Annotated in this window: 21 protein-coding genes; 15 read left to right on the forward strand and 6 right to left on the reverse strand. The window is 70.7% G+C overall.

The window, feature by feature from the left end:
* Positions 1-46 precede the first annotated feature (46 nt).
* A complete protein-coding gene (locus ACTWP8_RS16645; RefSeq protein WP_443322944.1) occupies positions 47-901 on the reverse strand; it encodes an NAD(P)H-binding protein in 855 nt (284 codons plus the stop codon).
* A 100-nt stretch (positions 902-1001) separates the two neighbouring features.
* Here ACTWP8_RS16645 and ACTWP8_RS16650 point away from each other — a divergent pair, with 100 nt between their 5' ends.
* A complete protein-coding gene (locus tag ACTWP8_RS16650) occupies positions 1002-1394 on the forward strand; it encodes a winged helix-turn-helix transcriptional regulator (protein WP_443322945.1) in 393 nt (130 codons plus the stop codon).
* A gap of 92 nt (positions 1395-1486) precedes the next feature.
* Here the strand turns inward: ACTWP8_RS16650 and ACTWP8_RS16655 are convergent, their stop codons facing one another.
* From ACTWP8_RS16655 to ACTWP8_RS16670, 4 genes are all read right to left on the reverse strand, one after another.
* Complete coding sequence (locus ACTWP8_RS16655) at positions 1487-2551, reverse strand: 2-oxoacid:ferredoxin oxidoreductase subunit beta (protein WP_443322946.1); 1065 nt, start codon at positions 2549-2551, stop codon at positions 1487-1489.
* Positions 2544-4472 (reverse strand): 2-oxoacid:acceptor oxidoreductase subunit alpha, encoded by a 1929-nt coding sequence (locus tag ACTWP8_RS16660; RefSeq protein WP_443322947.1) that lies wholly within the window; start codon positions 4470-4472, stop codon positions 2544-2546. The genes ACTWP8_RS16655 and ACTWP8_RS16660 overlap by 8 nt, the downstream gene beginning before the upstream one ends.
* A gap of 247 nt (positions 4473-4719) precedes the next feature.
* On the reverse strand, positions 4720-5379 hold the full coding sequence (locus tag ACTWP8_RS16665) for a response regulator transcription factor (RefSeq protein ID WP_443323090.1): 660 nt from the start codon (positions 5377-5379) through the stop codon (positions 4720-4722).
* A gap of 93 nt (positions 5380-5472) precedes the next feature.
* A complete protein-coding gene (locus ACTWP8_RS16670; protein ID WP_443322948.1) occupies positions 5473-6852 on the reverse strand; it encodes a sensor histidine kinase in 1380 nt (459 codons plus the stop codon).
* 295 nt (positions 6853-7147) lie between these two features.
* Here ACTWP8_RS16670 and ACTWP8_RS16675 point away from each other — a divergent pair, with 295 nt between their 5' ends.
* From ACTWP8_RS16675 to ACTWP8_RS16740, 14 genes are all read left to right on the forward strand, one after another.
* The gene (locus ACTWP8_RS16675) at positions 7148-7561 is read left to right on the forward strand and encodes an NADH-quinone oxidoreductase subunit A (RefSeq protein WP_443319874.1); all 414 of its coding nucleotides are present in this window, start codon (positions 7148-7150) and stop codon (positions 7559-7561) included.
* On the forward strand, positions 7552-8340 hold the full coding sequence (locus ACTWP8_RS16680; RefSeq protein WP_443322949.1) for an NADH-quinone oxidoreductase subunit B: 789 nt from the start codon (positions 7552-7554) through the stop codon (positions 8338-8340). Before ACTWP8_RS16675 ends, ACTWP8_RS16680 begins: the two co-directional genes overlap by 10 nt.
* Positions 8337-10022 carry an NADH-quinone oxidoreductase subunit C gene (locus ACTWP8_RS16685; RefSeq protein WP_443322950.1) on the forward strand — a complete coding sequence of 562 codons (1686 nt, stop codon included), beginning with the start codon at positions 8337-8339 and terminating at the stop codon, positions 10020-10022. The genes ACTWP8_RS16680 and ACTWP8_RS16685 overlap by 4 nt, the downstream gene beginning before the upstream one ends.
* Entirely contained in the window at positions 10019-10987 is a 969-nt protein-coding gene (locus ACTWP8_RS16690) for a complex I subunit 1/NuoH family protein (protein ID WP_443319869.1), read from the forward strand. The genes ACTWP8_RS16685 and ACTWP8_RS16690 overlap by 4 nt, the downstream gene beginning before the upstream one ends.
* Positions 10987-11568 (forward strand): NuoI/complex I 23 kDa subunit family protein, encoded by a 582-nt coding sequence (locus ACTWP8_RS16695; RefSeq protein WP_443322951.1) that lies wholly within the window; start codon positions 10987-10989, stop codon positions 11566-11568. The genes ACTWP8_RS16690 and ACTWP8_RS16695 overlap by 1 nt, the downstream gene beginning before the upstream one ends.
* Positions 11565-12146, forward strand: coding sequence for an NADH-quinone oxidoreductase subunit J family protein (locus tag ACTWP8_RS16700; RefSeq protein ID WP_443322952.1), 582 nt, complete (start codon positions 11565-11567; stop codon positions 12144-12146). Before ACTWP8_RS16695 ends, ACTWP8_RS16700 begins: the two co-directional genes overlap by 4 nt.
* 1 nt (position 12147) lies before the next feature.
* Positions 12148-12537, forward strand: coding sequence for an NADH-quinone oxidoreductase subunit NuoK (gene nuoK, locus ACTWP8_RS16705; RefSeq protein WP_443322953.1), 390 nt, complete (start codon positions 12148-12150; stop codon positions 12535-12537).
* Complete coding sequence (locus ACTWP8_RS16710; protein ID WP_443322954.1) at positions 12534-14528, forward strand: NADH-quinone oxidoreductase subunit 5 family protein; 1995 nt, start codon at positions 12534-12536, stop codon at positions 14526-14528. Before nuoK ends, ACTWP8_RS16710 begins: the two co-directional genes overlap by 4 nt.
* A gap of 30 nt (positions 14529-14558) precedes the next feature.
* Positions 14559-16169 carry a complex I subunit 4 family protein gene (locus tag ACTWP8_RS16715; protein WP_443323091.1) on the forward strand — a complete coding sequence of 537 codons (1611 nt, stop codon included), beginning with the start codon at positions 14559-14561 and terminating at the stop codon, positions 16167-16169.
* Complete coding sequence (locus ACTWP8_RS16720) at positions 16169-17683, forward strand: NADH-quinone oxidoreductase subunit N (RefSeq protein WP_443322955.1); 1515 nt, start codon at positions 16169-16171, stop codon at positions 17681-17683. Before ACTWP8_RS16715 ends, ACTWP8_RS16720 begins: the two co-directional genes overlap by 1 nt.
* Positions 17684-17862: 179 nt before the next feature.
* Complete coding sequence (gene htpX / locus ACTWP8_RS16725; RefSeq protein WP_443322956.1) at positions 17863-18726, forward strand: zinc metalloprotease HtpX; 864 nt, start codon at positions 17863-17865, stop codon at positions 18724-18726.
* Between the two features lie 98 nt (positions 18727-18824).
* The gene (locus ACTWP8_RS16730; protein ID WP_443322957.1) at positions 18825-19226 is read left to right on the forward strand and encodes a YccF domain-containing protein; all 402 of its coding nucleotides are present in this window, start codon (positions 18825-18827) and stop codon (positions 19224-19226) included.
* A gap of 1233 nt (positions 19227-20459) precedes the next feature.
* Positions 20460-21302 (forward strand): alpha/beta fold hydrolase, encoded by an 843-nt coding sequence (locus ACTWP8_RS16735; RefSeq protein WP_443322958.1) that lies wholly within the window; start codon positions 20460-20462, stop codon positions 21300-21302.
* A 267-nt stretch (positions 21303-21569) separates the two neighbouring features.
* A complete protein-coding gene (locus tag ACTWP8_RS16740; RefSeq protein ID WP_443323092.1) occupies positions 21570-21848 on the forward strand; it encodes a YccF domain-containing protein in 279 nt (92 codons plus the stop codon).
* 123 nt (positions 21849-21971) lie between these two features.
* Here the strand turns inward: ACTWP8_RS16740 and ACTWP8_RS16745 are convergent, their stop codons facing one another.
* Positions 21972-22460, reverse strand: a complete 489-nt coding sequence (locus tag ACTWP8_RS16745) for a YajQ family cyclic di-GMP-binding protein (RefSeq protein WP_443322959.1) — start codon at positions 22458-22460, stop codon at positions 21972-21974.
* Positions 22461-22646 lie beyond the last annotated feature (186 nt).

The raw sequence follows: 22646 nt of genomic DNA on the forward strand, positions 1-22646 counted from the left end.
GGCATGACAGCGGGCCCGCGAGAAGACCGGCGGCGACTGCCGGGCGTCAGTCCTTCAGGGCGGCCGCGATCGCCTCGGACACCGGCATGGTGGGACGACCGATGAGCCGCGACAGGTCGCCGCTCGTACGCTCCAGCAGCCCGCGGCCGATCGCCACGTCCACGTCGACGAAGATGTCGGCGAGCGGCTCCGGGAGGCCCGCGCCCGTCAGGATCTCCCGGTGGGCGTCGGCCGGGACGCTGGAGTACGCGATCGCCTTGCCGCTCTGCCGGCCGACCTCGGCCGCGTACTCGGCGAAGCTCCACGCCGTGTCGCCGCTCAGCTCGTACGCCCTGCCCTCGTGGCCCTCGCCGGTCAGGACGGCCACGGCCGCGGCGGCGTAGTCTGCGCGCGCTGCCGAGGCCACGCGGCCCTCGCCCGCGCCGGCGACGACCGCGCCGTGCTCCAGCACCGGGGCGAGGTTCTCGGTGTAGTTCTCGTGGTACCAGCCGTTGCGCAGGAAGACATACGGCAGGCCGGAGTCGAGGATCGCCTGCTCGGTTGCCTTGTGCTCGGCGGCGAGCTCGAAGTCGGCCTCGGGGCCGCCGAGTACGCCGGTGTAGGCGAGCAGTGCGACCCCGGCCGCCGCTGCCGCGTCCACGACGGCCCGGTGCTGCGCCACCCGGCGCCCCACCTCGCTGCCGGAGATCAGCAGCGCCTTGTCGCCGGCCCCGAAGGCTCCCTTCAGGGTCTCCGGCTCGCTGTAGTCGGCGATGCGCAGCTCGACACCGCGCGCGGCGAGGTCGGCGGCCTTGCCCTTGTCGCGGACGACGGCGGCCACTTCGGCCGCGGGGACCTTCTCCAGGAGGCCGTCGATGACGTGGCGGCCCAGCTTCCCGGTGGCTCCGGTGACGACGATCATGTGTGTTTCCCCTGTTCACGTCAGCTCGTGTCGGTCGGAAACTCACCCTAGGTCCGGCACTAACCGTTGGAAAGTACCCACTTTGAAGTAAGGTACTGGCATGGACGTTAGCGAGAGCCTGATCGCCAAGCTCGCCAAGGCGGACGTGAACGCGCCGATGTGCCCGTCGCGGGGCGTGCTGGAGCATGTCACCAGCCGCTGGGGCGTGCTCGTGCTCGCCGCCCTCCTCGCAGGCACCCACCGCTTCAGCGAGCTGCGCCGCACCGTCGGCGGCGTCAGCGAGAAGATGCTGGCCCAGACGCTCCAGACCCTGGAGCGCGATGGCTTCGTGCACCGCCACGCGCACCCCGTCATCCCGCCGCGCGTCGACTACTCGCTCACCCCGCTGGGCGAGGAGGCGGCCCGTCAGGTGTGGGGGCTGGCCCGCTGGACCGAGGAGAAGGTCCCGCAGGTGCTGGAGGCACGCGAACAGTACGACGCGGCCCGCACCTGAGCGATGTCAGGTACGGGCCGCGTGGCAGGTCCGCGTGCCAGCCGTGGCAGGTCCGGTTCGTCCCGGCGACCGTCGGCAGCCGGGAGAATTCGTCAACCGGCGACGGTCCAGGTGTCGTTGCCGTGCAGCAGCGCGGCGAGGTCGCCCTTGCCGCCCTGCTCCACCGCCTGCTCGAGCTGGTCGGCCATGAGCGTGTCGTAGACCGGACGCCGGACGCTGCGCAGCACGCCGATCGGAGTGTGGTGCAGCGTGTCGGGGTCGGCGAGCCGGGAGAGCGCGAAGGCCGTGGTGGGGCTCTGGGCGTGGGCGTCGTGCACCAGCACGTCCGCCGTACGGTCGGCCGTCACGTCGATGATCCTGAGGTCGCCGGTCGCCGGATCCCGGACGACGCCCTTCGATCCCAGACCGTCCTCGGCCGGGGTGCCGAAGCGGATCGGCTGTCCGTGCTCGAGCCGGATCACGGCCTCCAGCGCTTTCTCCTTGTCCTTGAGGACCTCGAAGGCGCCGTCGTTGAAGATGTTGCAGTTCTGGTAGATCTCCACCAGCGCCGTGCCGGGGTGGGCCGCGGCCTGCCGCAGCACTTCGGTGAGGTGCTTGCGGTCGGAGTCGACCGTACGCGCCACGAAGCTCGCCTCGGCGCCGAGCGCGAGCGATACGGGGTTGAACGGCGCGTCGAGGGAGCCCATCGGGGTCGACTTGGTGATCTTCCCGATCTCGGAGGTCGGCGAGTACTGCCCCTTGGTCAGGCCGTAGATCCGGTTGTTGAACAGCAGGATCTTGAGGTTGACGTTGCGGCGCAGGGCGTGGATGAGGTGGTTGCCGCCGATGGACAGCGCATCGCCGTCACCGGTGACCACCCAGACGGAGAGGTCCTGGCGCGAGGCGGCGAGGCCGGTGGCGATGGCGGGGGCGCGGCCATGGATGGAGTGCATCCCGTAGGTGTTCATGTAGTACGGGAAGCGGGAGGAGCAGCCGATGCCGGAGACGAAGACGATGTTCTCCTTGGCCAGGCCGAGTTCGGGCATGAAGCCCTGGACGGCGGCCAGGACGGCGTAGTCACCGCAGCCGGGGCACCAGCGCACTTCCTGGTCGGACTTGAAGTCCTTCATCGACTGCTTGGCTTCGGCCTTCGGCACCAGCGAGAGCGCCTCAGTCATCAATGGCCTCCTTAAGGACCTTGGCAAGCTCCTCGGCCTTGAACGGCAGCCCCCGTACCTGGGTGTGGGAGCGGACGTCCACCAGGTACTCGGCCCGCAGCAGGGTGGCGAGCTGGCCGAGGTTCATCTCGGGTACGACCACCTTCTCGTAACGCCCGAGCACCTCGCCGAGATTCCGTGGGAAGGGGTGGAGGTGGCGCAGATGGGCCTGCGCGACTGCGCCCCCCGCGCCCCGGATGCGCCGTACGGCCGCGGTGATCGGCCCGTACGTCGAACCCCAGCCCAGCACCAGGACCCCGGCGTTCCCGCTGGGGTCGTCGACGGTGACGTCCGGGACGTCGATGCCGTCCACCTTGGCCTGGCGGGTGCGGACCATGAAGTCGTGGTTGGCCGGGTCGTAGGAGATGTTGCCCGTTCCGTCCTGCTTCTCGATGCCGCCGATGCGGTGCTCGAGGCCCGGCGTGCCCGGGATGGCCCAGGGGCGGGCGAGGGTGCGCGGGTCGCGCTTGTACGGCCAGAAGACCTCGGTGCCGTCCTCGGTGGTGTGGTTGGGCCCGGTGGCGAACTGCACCCGCAGGTCCGGGAGTTCGTCCACGTCCGGGATGCGCCACGGCTCGGATCCGTTGGCCAGGTAGCCGTCGGAGAGGAGGAACACCGGGGTCCGGTAGGCCAGGGCGATACGGGCCGCCTCCAACGCCGCGTCGAAGCAGTCGGCGGGGGTGGCCGGGGCGACGACCGGGACCGGGGCCTCGCCGTTGCGCCCGTACATCGCCTGCAGCAGGTCCGCCTGCTCGGTCTTGGTCGGCAGCCCGGTGGACGGGCCGCCGCGCTGGATGTCGACCACCAGCAGCGGCAGCTCCAGCGACACCGCGAGCCCGATCGTCTCCGACTTCAGCGCCACACCGGGGCCCGAGGTGGTGGTCACGCCCAGCGCGCCGCCGAAGGCCGCGCCCAGGGCCGCGCCGATGCCCGCGATCTCGTCCTCGGCCTGGAAGGTCCGCACGCCGAAGTTCTTGTACTTGGACAGCTCGTGCAGGATGTCGGAGGCCGGGGTGATCGGGTAAGAGCCCAGGAACAGCGGCAGGTCGGCCTGTTGCGAGGCGGCCACCAGACCGTAGGTCAGTGCCAGGTTCCCGGAGATGTTGCGGTACGTGCCCGGCGGGAACGCCGCCGCGGCCGGTGCCACCTCGTAGGAGACCGCGAAGTCCTCCGTCGTCTCCCCGAAGTTCCAACCCGCCCGGAACGCCGTCACGTTGGCCTCGGCCAGCCGCGGCTTCTTCGCGAACTTCGACCGCAGGAAGGTCTCCGTACCCTCGGTCGGCCGGTGGTACATCCACGACAGCAGGCCGAGCGCGAACATGTTCTTGCTCCGCTCCGCCTCCTTCCGTGACAGCTCGAAGTCCTTCAGCGCCTCGACGGTCAGCGTGGTCAGCGGCACCGGGTGGACGCTGTAGCCCTCCAGCGAGCCGTCATCCAGCGGGCTGGCCGCGTACCCCACCTTGGCCAGCGCGCGCTTGGTGAACTCGTCGGTGTTGACGATGACCTCCGCGCCGCGCGGCAGGTCCGGCAGATTCGCCTTCAGCGCGGCGGGGTTCATCGCGACCAGCACGTTCGGCGCGTCGCCCGGGGTGAGGATGTCGTGGTCCGCGAAGTGCAACTGGAAGCTGGACACCCCGGGCAGGGTTCCGGCCGGGGCACGGATCTCGGCGGGGAAGTTCGGCAGCGTGGACAGGTCGTTCCCGAACGACGCCGTCTCCGAGGTGAAACGGTCACCCGTCAGCTGCATACCGTCACCTGAGTCACCCGCGAAGCGGATGATCACCCGGTCGAGACGTCTGACTTCCTTGCTGCCGGGAGCGTGCTGCTCACCGGTGTCTGCCCCATCGGCCTGCTCGGCCTGGGTGCTGACCTGGCTGGTCACTGAACTGGACCTCCTTCGAGGCGGCGGCTGGTGTCCTCCGACATACCGACCGGTTGTTCCAACGGCAACTGTACGTCGGTAAGGGCCGCCTTCCCTGGAAGTGTCACATAGTGGGCACGGGGATGAGACGCCCTTTTGTGCCGGTTCGTCATGATTTTCCCGCCTCGCAGGGCCCTGCCCCGCCCGAGGCCCGAGGCTCATTCTTTGGGCCTACGACCACGGCTCGAGTGAACGCGTCCCCCATGGTTCAGGAGTTGAGATACGTGAGGACCGCCAACACGCGACGGTGATCCCCGTCACTCTGCGACAGGCCCAGCTTCATGAAGATGTTGCTGACGTGCTTCTCCACCGCGCCGTCGCTCACCACCAGCTGCCGCGCGATCGCCGAGTTGGTACGCCCCTCCGCCATCAGGCCCAGGACCTCCCGCTCCCGCGGGGTCAGCCCGGCGAGCACGTCCTGTTTGCGGCTGCGGCCCAGCAACTGCGCCACGACCTCCGGGTCCAGCGCCGTGCCGCCGCCGGCCACCCGCACCACCGCGTCCACGAACTCGCGCACCTCGGCCACCCGGTCCTTGAGCAGATAGCCCACGCCCCGGCTGCTCCCGGCCAGCAGCTCCGTCGCGTACTGCTCCTCCACGTACTGCGAAAGGACCAGTACGCCGAGGTCCGGGTGGTCGCGGCGGAGCCGCACCGCGGCCCGCACGCCCTCGTCGGTGTGCGTCGGCGGCATCCGTACGTCCGCGACGACCACGTCCGGCAGCTCGCCCTGGCCGTCCATCTCCTGGATCGCCTTGAGCAGGGCCTCCGCGTCGCCGACCCCGGCGACCACCTCGTGCCCACGGTCGGTCAGCAGCCGGGTCAGCCCCTCGCGGAGCAGCACCGAGTCCTCGGCGATGACCACCCGCACCCTGTCTCCCGCGTCCTGTACGTCCGCCACGTCCCCAGTCCCCCGATCCCTGCGCCACCGTCCTGGACGTTGTCGCTTGCGGACTCCAGCATCTCAGGATCCGGATGCCCGCGTGCCCGGCGCGGGAGGAAAGCGCGTCTCTGCTGACTTGCCGGGGAGCGGGACAGGAGGATCGGCCGGTACGGCCCATCCGCGCCAGGGGAGCTCGGCGGTGACGGTGGTGCCGCCGCCCGCAGGGGACTCCACGGCGAGGAGGCCGTCGACCGAGTCGAGCCGCTCGGCGAGACCGGCCAGGCCCGTGCCGGAGCTCTCCGTGCCCGGGCTCTCCGTGCCGGAGTTCTCCGTGCCCGGGCTCTGCGTCCCAGCGGCACTGATCGAGGCCCCCGCTCCGCCCCGCCCGTCGTCCGTCACCTGCAGCATGATCCGGCCCTCTGCCCGCCACACGTCCACGGAGGCGTGGGTTGCGTGGGCGTGTTTGCTGATGTTCTGGAGGAGTTCGGAGACGGTGAAGTAGGTGATGCCTTCGATGGCGGGGGCGGGGCGGGTGGGGAGGTCGACGGTGACGGTGACGGGGACGGTGCAGCGGGTGGCGAGGGTGGAGAGGGCGGGGCCGAGGCCGCGGTCGGTGAGGATGGCGGGGTGGATGCCGCGGGCGAGGTCGCGGAGTTCTTGGAGGGCGAGTTTCACTTCGCCGTGGGCTTCGTCGACCATGCGGGCGGCGGCGTCGGGGTCTTCCTGGAGTTTTTCCTTGGCGAGGCCGAGGTCCATGGCGAGGGCGACGAGGCGGGCCTGGGCGCCGTCGTGGAGGTCGCGTTCGATGCGGCGAAGGTCGGCGGCCGCGGTGTCGACCACCGTGCCCCGGTCCGACTCCAGCTCGGCGATCCGCCGCTCCAGCTCGTCGGACGGTGAGAGCAGGCCGCGGACCATCGCGCGGTCGGCGTTGGTCAGCCCCCGCGCGATCCACGGCAGCACGGGCCAGAGCACGAAGAGGGAGGTGAGGGTGACGGAGAAGGTGAGGACGCCCCAGGGCAGCCGCATGAAGGAGTACAGCACCGCCCGCCAGCCGACCGGGTCCTTCAGGCTCGTCCACAGCCAGGGGAAGAAGCCGCCGCGCGTGCGGTGCCTGATCGGGCTCGGCTCGTCGATCCGTACGCGCAGCAGGGCGCGCGCCCGGGCCCGCTCCCACCTGCCCAGCAGCCGTGTCCCGAGCAGGCCCGCGGCGAGCACCGGCAGGCCGATCACGGTCACCGAGAGCATCGCGCCCGCGTACAGCCAGATCGAGATGTAGACGAAACCGAGGATCACGATCGGCAGGTTGGTGAGGAGGTGCGCGATCTCCCGCCAGGTCTGCGCGTTGAAGGCCAGGCCCACTGGCGGCAGCCGGTCGCCGTCCGGCGGGGTGCTGTGCAGCGGGTCGGGAACCTCGGCTGCGAGCGCGGCGAAGCCGGGGGAGGAGGGGGCGCTCTCGGTCATACGAGCCAGCCTGCCGGGCGGGCGTCACCGGCCGCCATGGGGTGGTTAGGTGGGATGAGGTGGGGATAACCCCACCCCCGGTCACCCCGGTCCCGGCAGGAGACGTGAGACGGCTGGTCACGCCGCCTGTCGCAGGGCCTAGACTTCCCGTCCGTACAGATCGTCGGAACAGATCGTCGAACACGACGGAACACGGCAGAACCAGGCAGCCAGGGAGCGAGGGGCGGACGTGGCGGACGTTGCGGACGTGGCGGACGTTCTCGAGCCGACCGTGCGTACGGCAGCATCGGTCCGTCTGGCGGCGGACCACAGGGCGCCGGACCACGTCGCCGGCTACGCGGCGGACTACTTCGAGAGTTATTCGGTGGTCGGCCTGCTCGCCGTGGTCGGGGTGCTGTTCGTGGCCGTGGCCTTCGGGGCCGGGCGGCTGCTGCGGCCGGTCGTGCCGACGCAGGAGAAGCTGCTGACGTACGAGTGCGGCGTCGACCCGGTCGGCGAGGGCTGGGCGCACACCCAGGTCCGCTACTACGTCTACGCGTTCCTGTACGTGATCTTCGCGGTGGACTCGATCTTCCTCTTCCCGTGGGCGACGGTCTTCGCCGCACCCGGCTACGGCGGGACAACCCTGGTGGAGATGTTCATCTTCCTCGGCTTCCTCGCCGTGGGTCTGCTCTACGCCTGGAAGAAGGGTGTGCTGGCATGGACGTGACACCTGCTGCGGAACTGCTCCCGACGGTGCCCTCCGGCGACTCCGTCGCGGGTCGTCGCCTGGGCCCGCTGTCCCGGCTGGCCCCGGAACCCATGAAGGTGGTCCTGAACTGGGGCCGCCGCTACAGCCTGTGGGTCTTCAACTTCGGGCTCGCCTGCTGCGCGATCGAATTCATCGCCGCGTCGATGGCGCGGCACGACTTCATCAGGCTCGGCGTGATCCCCTTCGCGCCGGGGCCGCGCCAGGCGGACCTGATGATCGTCTCCGGCACGGTCACGGACAAGATGGCCCCGGCCGTTAAGCGGCTGTACGAGCAGATGCCGGAGCCGAAGTACGTGATCTCCTTCGGCGCCTGCTCGAACTGCGGCGGCCCGTACTGGGACTCGTACTCCGTCACCAAGGGCGTCGACCAGATCATCCCCGTCGACGTCTACGTTCCCGGCTGCCCGCCGCGACCGGAAGCCCTGCTGCAGGGCATCCTCAAGCTCCAGGAGAAGATCGCGCGGGAGTCGCTGGGGGAGCGCTACGGGGACGTGGGCGGCGCGGGGACGGCGAACGGCGCGGTCGGCCGCCCCTCGACGGCGGCGCTCCGCAGCGGCCTGGTCCCCGGCCCTCAGGCGCCGGGCGGGGGCGCGGGCGGCGCGGGGGCCGTGGCGGGGGCCGTGGCGGGGGAGACCCCCTCGAAGGCTGATGGCGCGGCGCCCACGAAGACCGATGCGGCTGCCGAGGGATCGCCCTCTGACGAGGCCGGCCGGACTCCGGAGGAGGGCGGCCGGTGAACGAGCCCACCGAGCCCAGGGACCCGAACGAGCGCACCCAGCCCGTCGAGCCGGCGGCCGCGGAGACCTCCTCCCCGAACGCGGAGGCCCGATCCACGGCGGCGGACCGGGCCGGTGAGCGCCCGGAGGCGGCCGACTCGCAGTCTGCGCGCCGGCCCTCGGGCGCAGAGGCCTCTGCCGATGAGGGGTCCGAGGGTTCGGATTCGGCGGTGTCGTCCTCCGCCGCCGCGGGGGCGGACGCTGCCGAGCGGCGTGGTTCGGGGTCTGCTGCTGGTGGCCGTGCGGGAGCCGATCTGCCTGCCGGGTCAGTGGGGGCCTCCCCGGACGCGCAGTCCCAGTCCGCCTCCCCGGCGGCAGCTGGAGGCGCCGGGTCCGGCACCGACGGTCCCGCCGAGTCGGCGGCTCCCGCCCCCGAGATCCGCGCTGCGGCGGAGCCGCCTGCGGGCTGGCTGCCGGGTGGGGCCGAGGAGCTCTTCGGGGAGGGCGCGAGGGCCGAGGAGGCGTACGAGCTGCTGACGGTCGACGTGCCGCCCGCGGCCTGGGTCTCCGCGCTGGAGACCGCCCGGGACACCCTCGGCTGCACGTACTTCGACTGGCTGAGCGCCGTCGACGAGCCCGGCGAGGGCTTCCGCGTATCGGCGCACGTCGTCGCCCTCCCGAGCCCCGGCCACGGCGCCGCCGCTGCGGCTCCGGGCGGCGAGCCGGACGCGACGGCCGCCGCCGTCGGCGGCACCGCACCGCGCCGCCTGCTGGTCCGGACGACCGTGCCGCACGACGCTCCCGCGCTCCCCACCGCGACCGGCGTCTACGCCGGTGCGGCCTGGCACGAGCGCGAGACCCACGAGATGTTCGGCATCGACTTCACCGGTCACCCCCACCTCGTACCGCTGCTGCTCCCCGAGGGCTTCGAAGGGCACCCGCTGCGCAAGGACTTCGTCCTGGCGGCGCGGGTCGCGAAGGCGTGGCCGGGGGCGAAGGAGCCGGGGGAGTCCGAGCACGGCGGGCCCAAGCGGCGGCAGATGCTGCCGCCGGGCGTGCCCGACCCCAACGAGTGGGGCCCGCTCAAGGGCCAGCTGCCCCCGGCCCCTGCCCGTCCGGCGCGCGGCGCCCGCGCGGCGGCGGGGGAACGGCCGCCGCGTCGCACCCGCACCGCCGACGCGGGCTCCGCGAGCCAGCGGGCCACCACCGGCACCGCCGGTTCCGCGGCCGCCGAAAGCGCGGCAGGGGGCCCTGCGCCTGCGAGGCCCGAGCGCCCGGCGCGCCGCGCACGCAGCGCGAGCGAGGGCTCGGCGAGCCAGCGGCCCGCGGAGCCGACGACCAGCGAGTCCGCGGCGCCCCCGCCCTCGCCGCCGTCCCCGCCCAAGTCCCGTACGCCGGAGGAGGGTTCGGCGAGCCGGAGCGCCGCTGCCGAGGCAGCGGGCGAGGCCGCTCCGGAGGAGGGCCCCGCCGCCCCCCGCCGCTCGTCGGACGCTCCCTGGCACCACGCCCGCCCCGCGTTCGACGAGACCGCGCCGCCGAAACCCGACGCCGACGCCGACGCCGCGACCGAGCCCGAGTCCGGACCCGAACCCGAGTCCGGACCCGAGCCCGAGTCCGGACCCGAACCCAAATCCCGAACCGAGCCCGAGCCCCGCCAAGCCGACACCACCCCCCAATCCGACGAAGGAGGCCAGACCGCATGAACGACGTCCTCGATGTCGCTTGGCGACTGCTCGCCGTCCTCGTCGCGTTCCTGCTCCTGCCCCTGGTCGTGGGGCAGACCGAGCACAAGGTGATGGCGCACATGCAGGGCAGGCTCGGCCCCATGTACGCCGGCGGGTTCCACGGCTGGGCCCAACTCGTCGCGGACGGCGTGAAATTCGCGCAGAAGGAGGACGTCGTACCCGCGGGCGCGGACCGCCGCATCTTCCAGCTCGCGCCCGCCGTCGCGCTCCTCCCCTACCTCCTCGTCATCGTCGCCATCCCGATCGGCCCCGGCGAGGGCGCCGTCGGCCAGGTCGTCGACGCGGGCATCTTCTTCGTACTCGCCGTGATGGGCGTCGGCGTGCTCGGCTCGCTGATGGCGGGCTGGGCTTCGGCGAACAAGTTCTCCCTGCTCGGCGGCCTGCGCACCGCCGCGCAGCTGCTCGCGTACGAGCTGCCGATGCTGCTGACCGCCGGCTCCGTCGCGATGGCCGCCGGTACGGTCTCGCTGCCCGGCATCCTCGACGGCTTCCAGTGGTGGTGGGTGCCCTGGCAGATCGTCGGCGGTCTCGTCTTCTTCACCGCGGGCCTCGCCGAGCTCCAGCGGCCGCCGTTCGACATGCCGGTCGCCGACTCGGAGATCATCTTCGGTGCCTACACCGAATACACCGGCCTTCGCTTCGCGCTCTTCCTGCTCGCGGAGTACGCGGGCATCATCGTCCTCTGCGGTCTGACGACCGTCCTCTTCCTGGGTGGCTGGCACGGTCCCTTCGGGGCCGACGGCCTCGGCTGGCTGTGGACGCTGCTGAAGACCGCGATCCTCGCCTTCGGCGTCATCTGGCTGCGGGTCAGCTATCCGCGGCTGCGCGAGGACCAGCTGCAGAAGCTCGCGTGGACCGCCCTCATCCCGCTCGCGCTCGCCCAGATCGCGCTCACCGGCATCGTCAAGGTGGTGATCCAGTAATGGCGCCCATTCCCGGCAGCGGTCTCGCCAAGGGCCTTGCCGTCACCCTGCGCACGATGACGCGGAAGGCGCACACCGCGCAGTACCCGGACGTGCAGCCGCAGCTCCCGCCCCGCAGCCGCGGCGTGATCGGGCTGTTCGAGGAGAACTGCACGGTCTGCATGCTGTGCGCCCGCGAGTGCCCGGACTGGTGCATCTACATCGACTCCCACAAGGAGACGGTGCCGCCCGCCGCCCCCGGCGGGCGCGAGCGCAGCCGTAACGTCCTGGACCGCTTCGCCATCGACTTCTCGCTCTGCATGTACTGCGGTATCTGCATCGAGGTGTGCCCCTTCGACGCGCTGTTCTGGTCCCCGGAGTTCGAGTACGCGGAGGAGGACATCCGCGACCTCACCCACGAGCGGGACAAGCTCCGCGAGTGGATGTGGACGGTGCCCGCGCCGCCCGCGCTCGACCCTGCGGCCGAGGAGCCGAAGGAGCTCGGCGCGGCGCGCAAGACCGCGGATCGCCTCGCGGTGGCCGAGTCGACGGCCGACGGTTCCGGCCAGGCGGAGCCCGGCCAGGGGAAGGGGGAGAGGTGAGCCCCGCTGCCCCGCTCGCCGCGCAGGCGCACGGCTTCCTGTCCCCCACCGGCGTCGAGATCGCGTTCCTCCTCGTCGGTCTCGTCACCCTCGGGGCGGCCCTGATCACCGTCACCACCAGGCAGCTGGTGCACGCCGCGCTGTGGCTGGTCGTGACGCTCGGCGGGCTCGCCGTCGAATACCTCCTCCTCACGGCCGAGTTCATCGCCTGGGTGCAGGTGCTGATCTACGTCGGGTCCGTCGTGGTCCTCCTCCTCTTCGGGCTGATGCTCACCAAGGCGCCCATCGGCCGCTCCCCGGACGCGGATTCGGGCAACCGCTGGGCCGCCCTGGCCGTGGCCACCGGCGCCGCGGCCGCCCTCGTCTGGGTCGTCGTGGACGCCTTCCGGGCGACCTGGATCGACCTCGACGGACCCGCTCAGGGGTCCACCCGCGTCTCCGGAGAGATCCTCTTCCGGCACTGGGTTCTGCCGTTCGAGGCGCTCTCCGTGCTGCTGCTCGCCGCGCTCGTCGGCGCGATCGTCCTGTCCCGCAAGACCCGAACGAACGGCGCCGCCGAGGCAAAGGAGCAGCGCTGAGATGCACCTCGCCTACCCCGCCGTACTCGCCGTCCTCCTCTTCTGCACCGGTCTCTACGGCGTGCTCGCGCGGCGCAACGCGATCCTGGTCCTGATGTCCGTCGAGCTGATGCTCAACGCCGTCAACCTCAACCTCGTCGCCTTCGACGTCTGGCTCCGCGACACCCTGCACGCGGGCCAGGCGCTCACCCTCTTCACCATCGCCATCGCCGCCGCCGAAATCGGCATCGGCCTGGCGATCGTGCTGCTCGTCTACCGCAACCGCGGCAGCTCGGACGTCGACCGGCTGCGCGACCTCGCCGAGACGGCGGGTCCCGATGATCCCGATGATCCCGATGGGCAGGCAGCCAACCAGCAGACCCCGGCAGAGCAGGCGGAGGCCGCCGCGTGACGACCACGACCCTCGCCGTCCTCGTCCCGCTGCTGCCCTTCCTCGGGGCAGCGGCGGGTCTCCTCACCGGCCGCCGCGCCCCCGGCTTCGTACGGCCCCTGGCGATCCTGCCGACCCTGACCGCCGCCGCGCTCACGGTGGTCGTGGCTGTACGGCAAGGCGGCGGGGACGCGATCGACGCCGCGACCCGGCTCACGCCCACCGGCTCGGTCCCGATCGACCTCGCGCTCCACCTCGACGGCTTCGCCGCGCTCGTGGCGGTCCTCGTCGGGGTCGTCGCCTCCTGCGTGCAGATCTACTCGACCGGCTATCTGCGCAACGACCCGCGCTACCCCTCGTACGCCGCGCTCGTCTCACTCTTCACCTCCGCCATGCTGCTCGTCGTCTACTCCGGCGACCTCATGGTGCTGCTGGTCGGCTGGGAGATCATGGGCATCTGCTCGTACTTCCTGGTCGGCCACTACTGGGAGACCGAGGCGGCCCGGTCCGCCTCGATCAAGGCCTTCCTGGTCACCAAGCTCGGCGATGTCCCCTTCCTGTTCGGCCTGTTCGCGCTCGCCGCCGACGCCGGCACGTTCCGGATCAACGGCATCCTCACCGCCGCCGTCTCCGGCGACGGACTCGACCACCCCACCCTCATCGCGCTGCTGCTCCTCGCGGGCGTGGCGGGGAAGTCCGCACAGTTCCCGCTGCACACCTGGCTGCCCGACGCGATGGCCGGACCCACCCCCGTCTCCGCGCTGATCCACGCCGCCACAATGGTCGCCGCGGGCGTCTACTTCATCGCCCGGCTGCTGCCCGTCTTCGCCGCCTCCGCCGCCGCGCTGGTCGTACTCGCCGTGATGGCCGCCGTCACCATGACCGGCTCCGCCCTCGCCGCTCTCGCCCAGGACGACATCAAGCGCGTCCTGGCCTATTCGACGGTCGGTCAGCTCGGCTACATGACCGGCGCCCTCGCGGTCGGCGACCGCGGCGCTGCCGTCTTCCACCTCCTCTCCCACGGTGCCTTCAAGGCCCTCCTCTTCCTCGGCGCCGGCGTGATCATCGCCGCCGCCGGTACGAACTCCCTGGCCGCCATGAGCCGGATGAGCGGCCTGGCCAAGCGCGTCCCCGACGCGTACTGGACGGTGACCGTCGCCCTCCTCGCGCTCGCCGCCATCCCGCCCTTCGCCGGCTTCTTCTCCAAGGAAGCCGTCCTGGGCGCCGCCGAGCACGCCGCGACCGGCCACGCCGACCGGATCCCCGGCGCCGCGGGCTGGATCGTCCTGGTCTCCGGTCTGATCACCGCCCTCCTCACCGCGGGCTACGCCGCCCGCCTCTGGCTCCTCGCGTTCCGCGGCCAGGGCGCTCCCGCCCCCGACCTCGGCAGGCAGCCGCTCGTCATGAACGCCGTGCTGTGGGTGCTCTTCGTCCCCACCGCCGCCTTCGGCATCACCGTCGGTGTCCTCCCTGGCTGGTTCGACGACCGCTCGCTCGACCCGACCCTCACCACCTCCGTCCTCGGCACCGGCCTCGCCCTCGTCGGCGCCCTCGTCACGTACGCGGCCTGGCGGCACACCGCGGCCCTCGCCCGCAGGGTCCCGGTCGGCGCGGTCGCGGCTCACCCGCACACCGAGCCCGCCCTGACCGAGATCGAGGCCATCGACACCCACGAAGAGGTGTACGGGGACATCGGGTCCGCTGAGGACCCCGCCGACCCCGGCCGCCTCCTCCTGGGCCCCCTTCACCGGCCGGCCGCGCACGGCTTCCACCTCGACGCCGTCTACGCGGCGCTGTTCGTACGCCCCGTGCGCGCCGCGGCCGAACTGGTCCGGTTCCTCGACCGCGAGGTCGTCGAGACCTATGTACGCGGCGCGGGCACCGCCCCGCGCCTGCTCGGCGCGGCCGTCCGCCGTGCCCAGACCGGCAATGTGCAGACCTATCTCAGCGCCCTGCTCGCCGGCTCCGTCGTCCTGGCTATCGCCGCCGTCCTCGTCGCCGCCGGAGCGTGAGCCGTGAGTGGCCTGATCAATGACACCGCTATGCAGTACCTCCTCGCGGCCGTCGTCGTCCTCCCCCTGATCGGCTCCGCCGCGGCCCTGCTCCCGGCCCCGCCCGGGCTGAAGGGCAAGAGCCCCCAACAGGCCGTGCTGCGCCACGGCGTGACGGTCACCGGCGTCGTCCTCGCCCTCTCCATCGCCCTGGCCATCGGCTTCGACCACGACCACCCGTCGAAGATGCAGGCCACGACCGACATCAGCTGGATCCCAGCTCTCGACGTGCGAATCCACCTCGGTATCGACGGCATCTCGCTCCCCCTCCTCGTGATGACCGCGCTGCTGACCTTCCTCTGCGCGCTCTACACCTACTTCCGGCTGCCGGAAGGCGGCTCGGCCAAGGCGTTCGTCGCGCTGCTGCTCGTCCTCGAGTCGGGCACCCTCGCCACCTTCGCCGTCCTCGATCTGCTGCTGTTCTTCCTGGCCTTCGAGATGGTGCTCATCCCGATGTACTTCCTCATCGCCCGCTGGGGCGGCGAGGGCCGCGATAGCTCGGCCTGGAAGTTCATCCTCTTCACGCTGCTCGGCTCGGTCGTCATGCTGCTCGGCCTCCTCCTCGTCGGTCTCAAGAGCGGCACATTCGACATGGTGGCACTCGCCACTGACAACGGGTCATCGCTCAGTCACACCACGCAGTTGATCGCCGTCCTCGCCATCGGCATCGGACTCGCCGTCAAGACCCCGATGTGGCCCCTGCACAGCTGGCTCCCGGACGCCCACACCGCCGCCCCCACCGTCGGCTCCGTCCTCCTCGCCGGCGTCCTGCTGAAGATGGGCACGTACGGCTTCGTACGGATCGTGCTCCCCATCGCCCCCGAGGGCGCCCGCACCTTCGCCCCCTACCTCGCCGCCTTCGCCGTCGTCGGCATCATCTACGGGTCGCTGGCCTGCCTCGCCCTGGCGCGCACCGGCGCGAAGGGCGACCTCAAGCGGCTGATCGCGTACTCCTCCGTCGGCCACATGGGCTTCGTGCTCCTCGGCATCGCCACCCTGACGCCGACCGGCCTCAACGGCGCCCTCTTCGCCAACATCGCCCACGGCCTCATCACCGGCCTCCTCTTCTTCCTTGTCGGCGCGGTCAAGGAGCGCTACGGCTCCACCGACCTGGATCGGCTCTCCGGCGCGACCGGCGCGGCGCTCTACGGCAAGGCACCGCGCCTCGGCGCCCTGCTCGCCTTCGCCGCCGTCGCCTCTCTCGGGCTCCCCGGACTCGCCGGATTCTGGGGCGAGATGCTGGCGATGTTCGGTGCGTTCCGGCCCGCCGACGGGCTCAGCCGGCCCGCGTACCTGACCTTCATGGCGTTCGCGGGCCTCGGCACCCTGCTCACCGCCGCGTACCTGCTGGTGGTCGTACGCCGTGTCTGCATGGGCGAACGCCTCGAGCCGGAGCCCGAAGCGAAGCCCGAGCCGGAAGCGAAGCCGGAGCCCGCGCCCACCACCGGAACCCCGGCACCGGCCCTCGCCGACGTACGAGGCCACGAGTTCGCCGCCTGGACCCCGCTCGTCGCCCTCACCGTCCTCGCCGGACTCTGGCCCGCGGCCCTCATCGGCCTCACCGACCCGGCCGTGCAGCAGCTCCTCGCAGGAGGCAACTGATGACTGCGACCGCCACAGGCCTGGTCCAGTCCGTCGACTGGCTCGCGATCGCCCCGCCCACCATCGCCGCCGTTGTGGGCATGGTCGTCCTCGTCGCCGACCTCTTCGTCCCGGACCGCCGCAAGCCCGTACTCGGCTGGATCTCGATCGCGGGCCTCGCCCTGGCCGCGCTCTCCCTCCTGCCCCTCCTCGACGGCGACCGCAGCACTTTCTGCCTGACCTCCGACGCCGACGTCTGCAGCTACACGGCCGACTACTTCACCCTGGTCATACAGTTCCTGGTGCTCGGAGGAGCCCTCCTCACGGCCCTGCTGTCCGTCAGCGCCGTGGCCGAAACGAAGCTCCCCGCGGGCGAGTTCTGGTTCCTGCTGCTGTCCTCCGCCGCCGGCGCGGCCCTGCTGCCCGCCTCCCGCGACCTCGCGACCCTCATCGTCGCCCTCGAGGTCGCGTCCCTGCCGTCCTTCGCGCTCGTCGGCCTGCGCCGCGGCGACCGGCTCTCCTCCGAGGCCGCCCTCAAGTTCTTCCTGTCGTCGGTGGCCGCCACGGCGGTCAGCCTGCTCGGCGTCAGCTTCGTCTACGCCGCCACCGGCAGCCTGCACCTCTCCGAGGTCGCGAGCCGCCTGAACGACGTCCCCGCTCAGTTCGACACCCTGGTCACCGCGGGCGTGGCCATCACCCTGGTCGGCTTCGCCTTCAAGACCGCGGCCGTCCCCTTCCACTTCTGGGTGCCCGACACTTACGTCGGCGCGCCACTGCCCGTCGCCGCGTACCTGTCGGTCATCGGCAAGGCCGTCGGCTTCACGGGCATCATCCTGGTCACGGTCCTCGCGTTCCCGTCGTACGCGGACGTGTGGGGCCCGGTCGTCGCCGTACTGGCCGCCCTCACCATGACCGCGGGCAATGTGGCCGCCCTCCGCCAGCGTCCGGACCGCGCCCACAGCGCCGTACGGCTCCTCGCCTGGTCGTCCGTCTCCCAGGCTGGCTATCTGCTGGTCCCGATCGCGGCCGCGGGCTACGTGGACGCCCCGTCCCACGCCATCGGCTCCACCGTCGCGTACGCCCTCATGTACGCCGCTGTGAACCTCGGCGCCTTCGGCGTAGCCGCACTGGTCGGCCGCACGAGCCCGGTCAACCGGATCTCCGACTACCGCGGCCTCTACGCGTCCCGCCCCCTCGCCGCCCTCGCGATGGGCTTCTTCCTGCTCAACCTCGCGGGCCTGCCGCCGGGCATCATCGGCCTCTTCGCCAAGGTCACGGTCTTCTCCGCCGCCGTGGACGCGGGCCTCGGCTGGCTCGCCGTCGTCATGGCCGTGAACGTCGTGATCGCGCTCTACTACTACCTCGTGTGGACTGCCGTCCTCTTCCGGGCCCCGGAGGCGAGTGCGGCCCCGCCCGCGAAGCTCCGGGTCCCCGCCCCGCTCACCGCGGCCATCGGCCTGGCGGCCGTCCTCGGCATCGCTCTCTCCGGCGCGCCCCAGCTCGTCCTGCGCTTCGCCTCGGCGACGCTTCTCTGAGACGGGCGACGCTGCGCCGGGACCGGCGGACCGCGTCACCCGTACGGCCCCGTCGCCGCCCCGCGGCCGGCAGGGAACCCGCGGCCCTCGCCTGGCGTTGACCAGTGCAGGAAGGTCCACTGGAGGGTGGAGACACCGAGCAAGAGGGTTCCCCTGCCGCACCACTTGGAGGGCGTACCGTGCACCGCCGGCACAACGGGCTGAAGACCGCTGTACTCCTCGGAGGACTGTCCGCGCTCATCATCGTCATCGGCAGCCTCTTCGGCCGTACGGGCCTGATCATCGCCGTCTTCGTGGCGCTGGCCACCAACGCGTACGCCTACTGGAACAGCGACAAGCTGGCCCTGCGCGCCATGCGGGCCCGCCCGGTGAGCGAGTTCGAGGCCCCTGGCCTCTACCGCATGGTCCGCGAGCTCTCGACCGCGGCCCGCCAGCCCATGCCCCGGCTCTACATCTCGCCGACCCAGGCCCCCAACGCCTTCGCCACCGGCCGCAACCCGCGCAACGCCGCCGTCTGCTGTACCGACGGCATCCTGCGCATACTCAGCGAGCGCGAGCTGCGCGGCGTGATCGGCCACGAGCTCAGTCATGTCTACAACCGGGACATCCTCATCTCGTCGGTCGCCGGGGCGCTCGCCTCCGTGGTGATGTTCCTGGTGAACTTCGCCTGGCTGATCCCCATAGGCCGCTCGGACGACGACGAGGGCCCGGGCATCCTCGGCCTGCTCCTGGTCATGATCCTCGGCCCGCTCGCCGCGTCCGTCATCCAGCTCGCGGTCAGTCGCTCCCGCGAGTACGAGGCCGACGCCTCAGGTGCTCAGCTCACGGGCGATCCGCTGGCCCTCGCCAGCGCCCTCCGCAAGCTCGACGCGGGCACGAAACAGCTCCCGCTGCCGCCCGAGCCCCGCCTGGAGACCGCCAGTCACTTGATGATCGCCAACCCCTTCCGCCCGGGCATGGGCATGGCCAAGCTCTTCTCGACCCACCCGCCCATGCCGGAACGCATCGCCCGCCTCGAGCAGATGGCCGGCTACCGGGAGTGAGGCCACCCCGCGGCCGGGGTGAGACCGAGGGGCAACCGGAGATGACCACAGGGCGTCTCAGGAAGCGACCGACATGGCGGCGTGGGAGGCTAGGGTCTATGAAGGTGATCAGTCTTGTTCTGAACGTGCTGTGGCTGGTCTTCTGCGGCATATGGATGGCTATCGCCTATGCCATCGCGGCCCTCATCTGTTTCATCTTGATCATTACCATTCCATTCGGCATTGCTTCCTTGCGTATAGCCGGGTATGTGCTGTGGCCGTTCGGTCGCACAACCGTCGACCGGCCGGGCGTCGGGGTGCCGTCGCTCGTCGGCAATGTGATTTGGGTGATCTTCGCGGGTTGGTGGCTCGCACTGGGGCACCTGATCACGAGCATTCCGCTGTTCCTGTCGATCATCGGGATCCCGTTCGGCTGGGCGAACCTCAAGCTCATCCCGATCTCGCTGATGCCGCTGGGCCGCGAGATCGTCGCGTCGGACCGGGAGTTCGCAGGCTGGTGATCGCGCCCTGGGCGCCACGTTCTGTCCGGTCGATCATGAGCGGAGCCAGATGACGACCGCTGCGGCGGTGTCGGTGCCGAGAACGACATGCCCGCGCTTGTCGTAGCGAGTCGCAACCGCCCGGGACGGTGATCGGACGGCCAGAACCTGGCTAGTCCAGGGTCGCCGTCCAGCCCCGGTGCTTGCCCACCTCGAACAGCTCCGCGTGCGCCCCTGCCACCTGGCCACGCCTGGTGACCGTTCTCGTCTTCGGTGATCTTCGGCCACATGGTCAGTTGCCGGTGCTTGTTGACCATGTTCGGGGTCGGCACCGTTTCTCCGCGAGGGTGTCCGCACGGGCTTCGAGCTGCCGTGCCGGCTTGTCGTCGAGGATGCCCACGGCTGTGCCCCTCGATTAGAACCCGGCGCTGCGGTCGAACTTGGTGATGTTGAGTTTGATGCCATCCGCGCTCTTGATCGTGGTTGGCATCTCGCCGGTGGTTGTCTGGCCGGGCTGCACGTCGGTCACCAGCTCGACCGGACAGAACGTAGCTGGGGCAGAGGTGGCTCCCGGCCGGCAGGCCCCGCAGCAGCCGCCCCTGCACCGCCCTGCCCCCCGGCCTCCGCCTGGACCGATCGCGCAACCGCCACCGCCATGCACCGGCCACCCCTCCCTGGCCTGATCAACCGCAGCACCACGACAGCGCTATGACCCGGTCCCGCACCCGCGTGACTCTTCCCCGGGCGGCAGCTTCCGTCATGGAAGGCGGTCCAAGACCGTCACCGCCGACCGGGGCTGTTCCGCGCCGCCAGCATGCCGGCGGACTTCGGCCGCCGCGCGGTATGGAGTCACTGTCGAGACTGGCCTCCGAGCCAGAGGCTTACCGTTCATCTTCATCGACTGCTGATCTCCGTCGAATGACGAAGCCGGGCGACGCTGACACGCACTCGGCTCTGCTTGAGCGGCTTCACAGCCGCACGAGCGCTACGTGCAGGCGCCTGCGGGCCTGCCCCGGCCCGGACTGATCAGCCGGACAGGACGGAGGCAGGGCTCGCAACGTGTGACACCGAGGGTTGACATGCCGGTAACAGCCACGCAAAATCGCTGACCAATCGGCAATACCGAACAGTGTTCGGGTTCCGAGGTCACCCGCGAGGCATGCCGCTCCGGGCAGGCCATCCACCGTCGCGACGGGGGTTCATCAGTCCCGTCCCCGCCCTACCGTCCCCCTCCCCCGTCCGAAGAGGAAGAGCATGCCTCCGCGCCTCCCCGCGATTCTTACCGCCGCCGCTCTCGCGATCACCACTGTCGTCTTGTCCCCCGCCTCGCTGGCCACCGCCGACACCACCGATATCCCTCCGCCCGGTGCCAACGATTGGTCCTGCGAGCCCACCGCCGAGCATCCCGAGCCGGTCGTGCTGGTCCACGGGACGTTCGAGACCATGGCCAAGAACTGGCCTACGCTCAGCCCCAAGCTGAAGAGCGAGGGGTACTGCGTCTTCGCGCTGAACTACGGCGGCAACGCCATGGGACCTATTGCCCAGTCAGCGAAGGAACTCAAGTCGTTCGTCGGCGCGGTCATGGGGGCTACGGGCGCCAAGAAGGTCGACCTGGTCGGACACAGCCAGGGCGGAATGATGCCCCGTTACTACATCAAGTACATCGGCGGCGCGACCCAGGTCGACGACCTGGTGGGGATCGTTCCGTCCAACCACGGCACGGAGGGCGTGATCGCACCCCCGCCCGAGTTCGAAAACAGCGAAAACAGCGAAAACAGCGCGTGTCCGGCCTGCGACGAGCAACAGGCGGGGTCGGAGTTCCTGACCGACCTGAACGCGAAGGACGAGACGCCGGCCGGTCCGTACTACACCGTCGTCACCACCAGATACGACGAGATCGTCACGCCCTACACCAGCGCGTTCCTGAACGGCTCGGACCGAGAGGTCACCAACATCACTCTCCAGGACCGCTGCCCGCTCAACACCATCGAGCACGACCAGACGCCCAACGACCCGGTCGTCCACCAGTGGGTCCTGAATGCGCTCGAGCGCAAGGGCCCGGCCGACCCGGCCTTCGTGCCATCATGCGTCGGCTGACGACGCGGCCTACCCACGCCTACTCGATCCGGACGGCCTTGCCGTCAGCAGGCGCATCCACATGCCTGCACCCTGCGGGCGAACTCTGGACGGCGGTGGTAACGGGCGAAACGATCTCTTTAACACTGCAACCGCATCTGGGGTGACGATCAAGGTTGACCATGGTTGATCCTCACCCCAGATGCGGTTGCACTACTAGCTAGGCCGCTTGCCTGCGAATCTCGTGGGGCCGAACGCCGGGAGAGCCCTCTATGGAGACAGTTCGGCATTGCTTCGCTGCGCATAGGCGGGTATGTGCTGTGGCCGTTCGGTCGCACCACGGTCGAGCGGCCGGGCGTCGGGGTGCCGTCGCTCGTCGGCAATGTGATTTGGGTGATCTTCGCGGGCTGGCGGCTCGCACTGGGGCACCTGATCACGAGCATTCCGCTGTTCCCGTCGATCATCGGGATCCCGTTCGGCTGGGCGAACCTCAAGCTCATCCCGATCTCGCTGATGCCGCTGGGCCGCGGGATCGTCGCGTCGGACCGGGAGTTCGCAGGCTGGTGATCGCGCCCCGGGTCCGCTCGGTCGCGCGCCCCCCGGGCCGCCTGGATGCGACCCGCCGCCATGGGCGGTACGGCCCCGACGCCGAACCGCCGTCAGGGCCGACTGCTCGTTACTGGCAGGCGCTCACCGGTAGTTGACGAACTGCAGGGCGAAGTCGAAGTCCTTGCCCTTGAGGAGGGCGATGACGGACTGCAGGTCGTCACGGCTCTTCGAGGTCACCCGCAGCTCGTCGCCCTGCACCTGCGCCTTGACGCCCTTCGGGCCCTCGTCGCGGATGATCTTGGCGACCTTCTTCGCGTTCTCCTGCGAGATCCCCTCCTGCAGCGAGGCGAGGATCTTGTACTCCTTGCCCGAGGCCTGCGGCTCGCCCGCGTCCAGGGCCTTCAGGGAGATGCCGCGCTTGACCAGCTTGGACTGGAAGACATCGAGGATCGCCTTCACCCGCTCCTCGGAATTGGCCCGCATCTCGATCTTCTCGCCGGACCACTCGATCGATGCGCCGACGTTCTTGAAGTCGTACCGCTGGGAGATCTCGCGGCTCGCCTGGTTGAGGGCGTTGTCGACCTCCTGCCGCTCGACCTTCGAGACGATGTCGAAACTGGAGTCGGCCATGTTGAGTTGGCTCCTCGTACGTAGATCTGTCATGTGTACGGAACCGTCCCCGGCCCGCACGGCCAGCCTAGCCACCCCAGGCCATGATCCAGCGGCGATCAACCCGGTGGCGGAGCACCCCCTGACATCGGGTATGGTTTACGTCGTTGCCAGGGAGCACCGCCGTACAGAGCGGGTCCCGGCCAC

Origin of the sequence: Streptomyces sp. 7N604, assembly GCF_052245475.1 — a bacterium.
Taxonomy (GTDB): domain Bacteria; phylum Actinomycetota; class Actinomycetes; order Streptomycetales; family Streptomycetaceae; genus Streptomyces.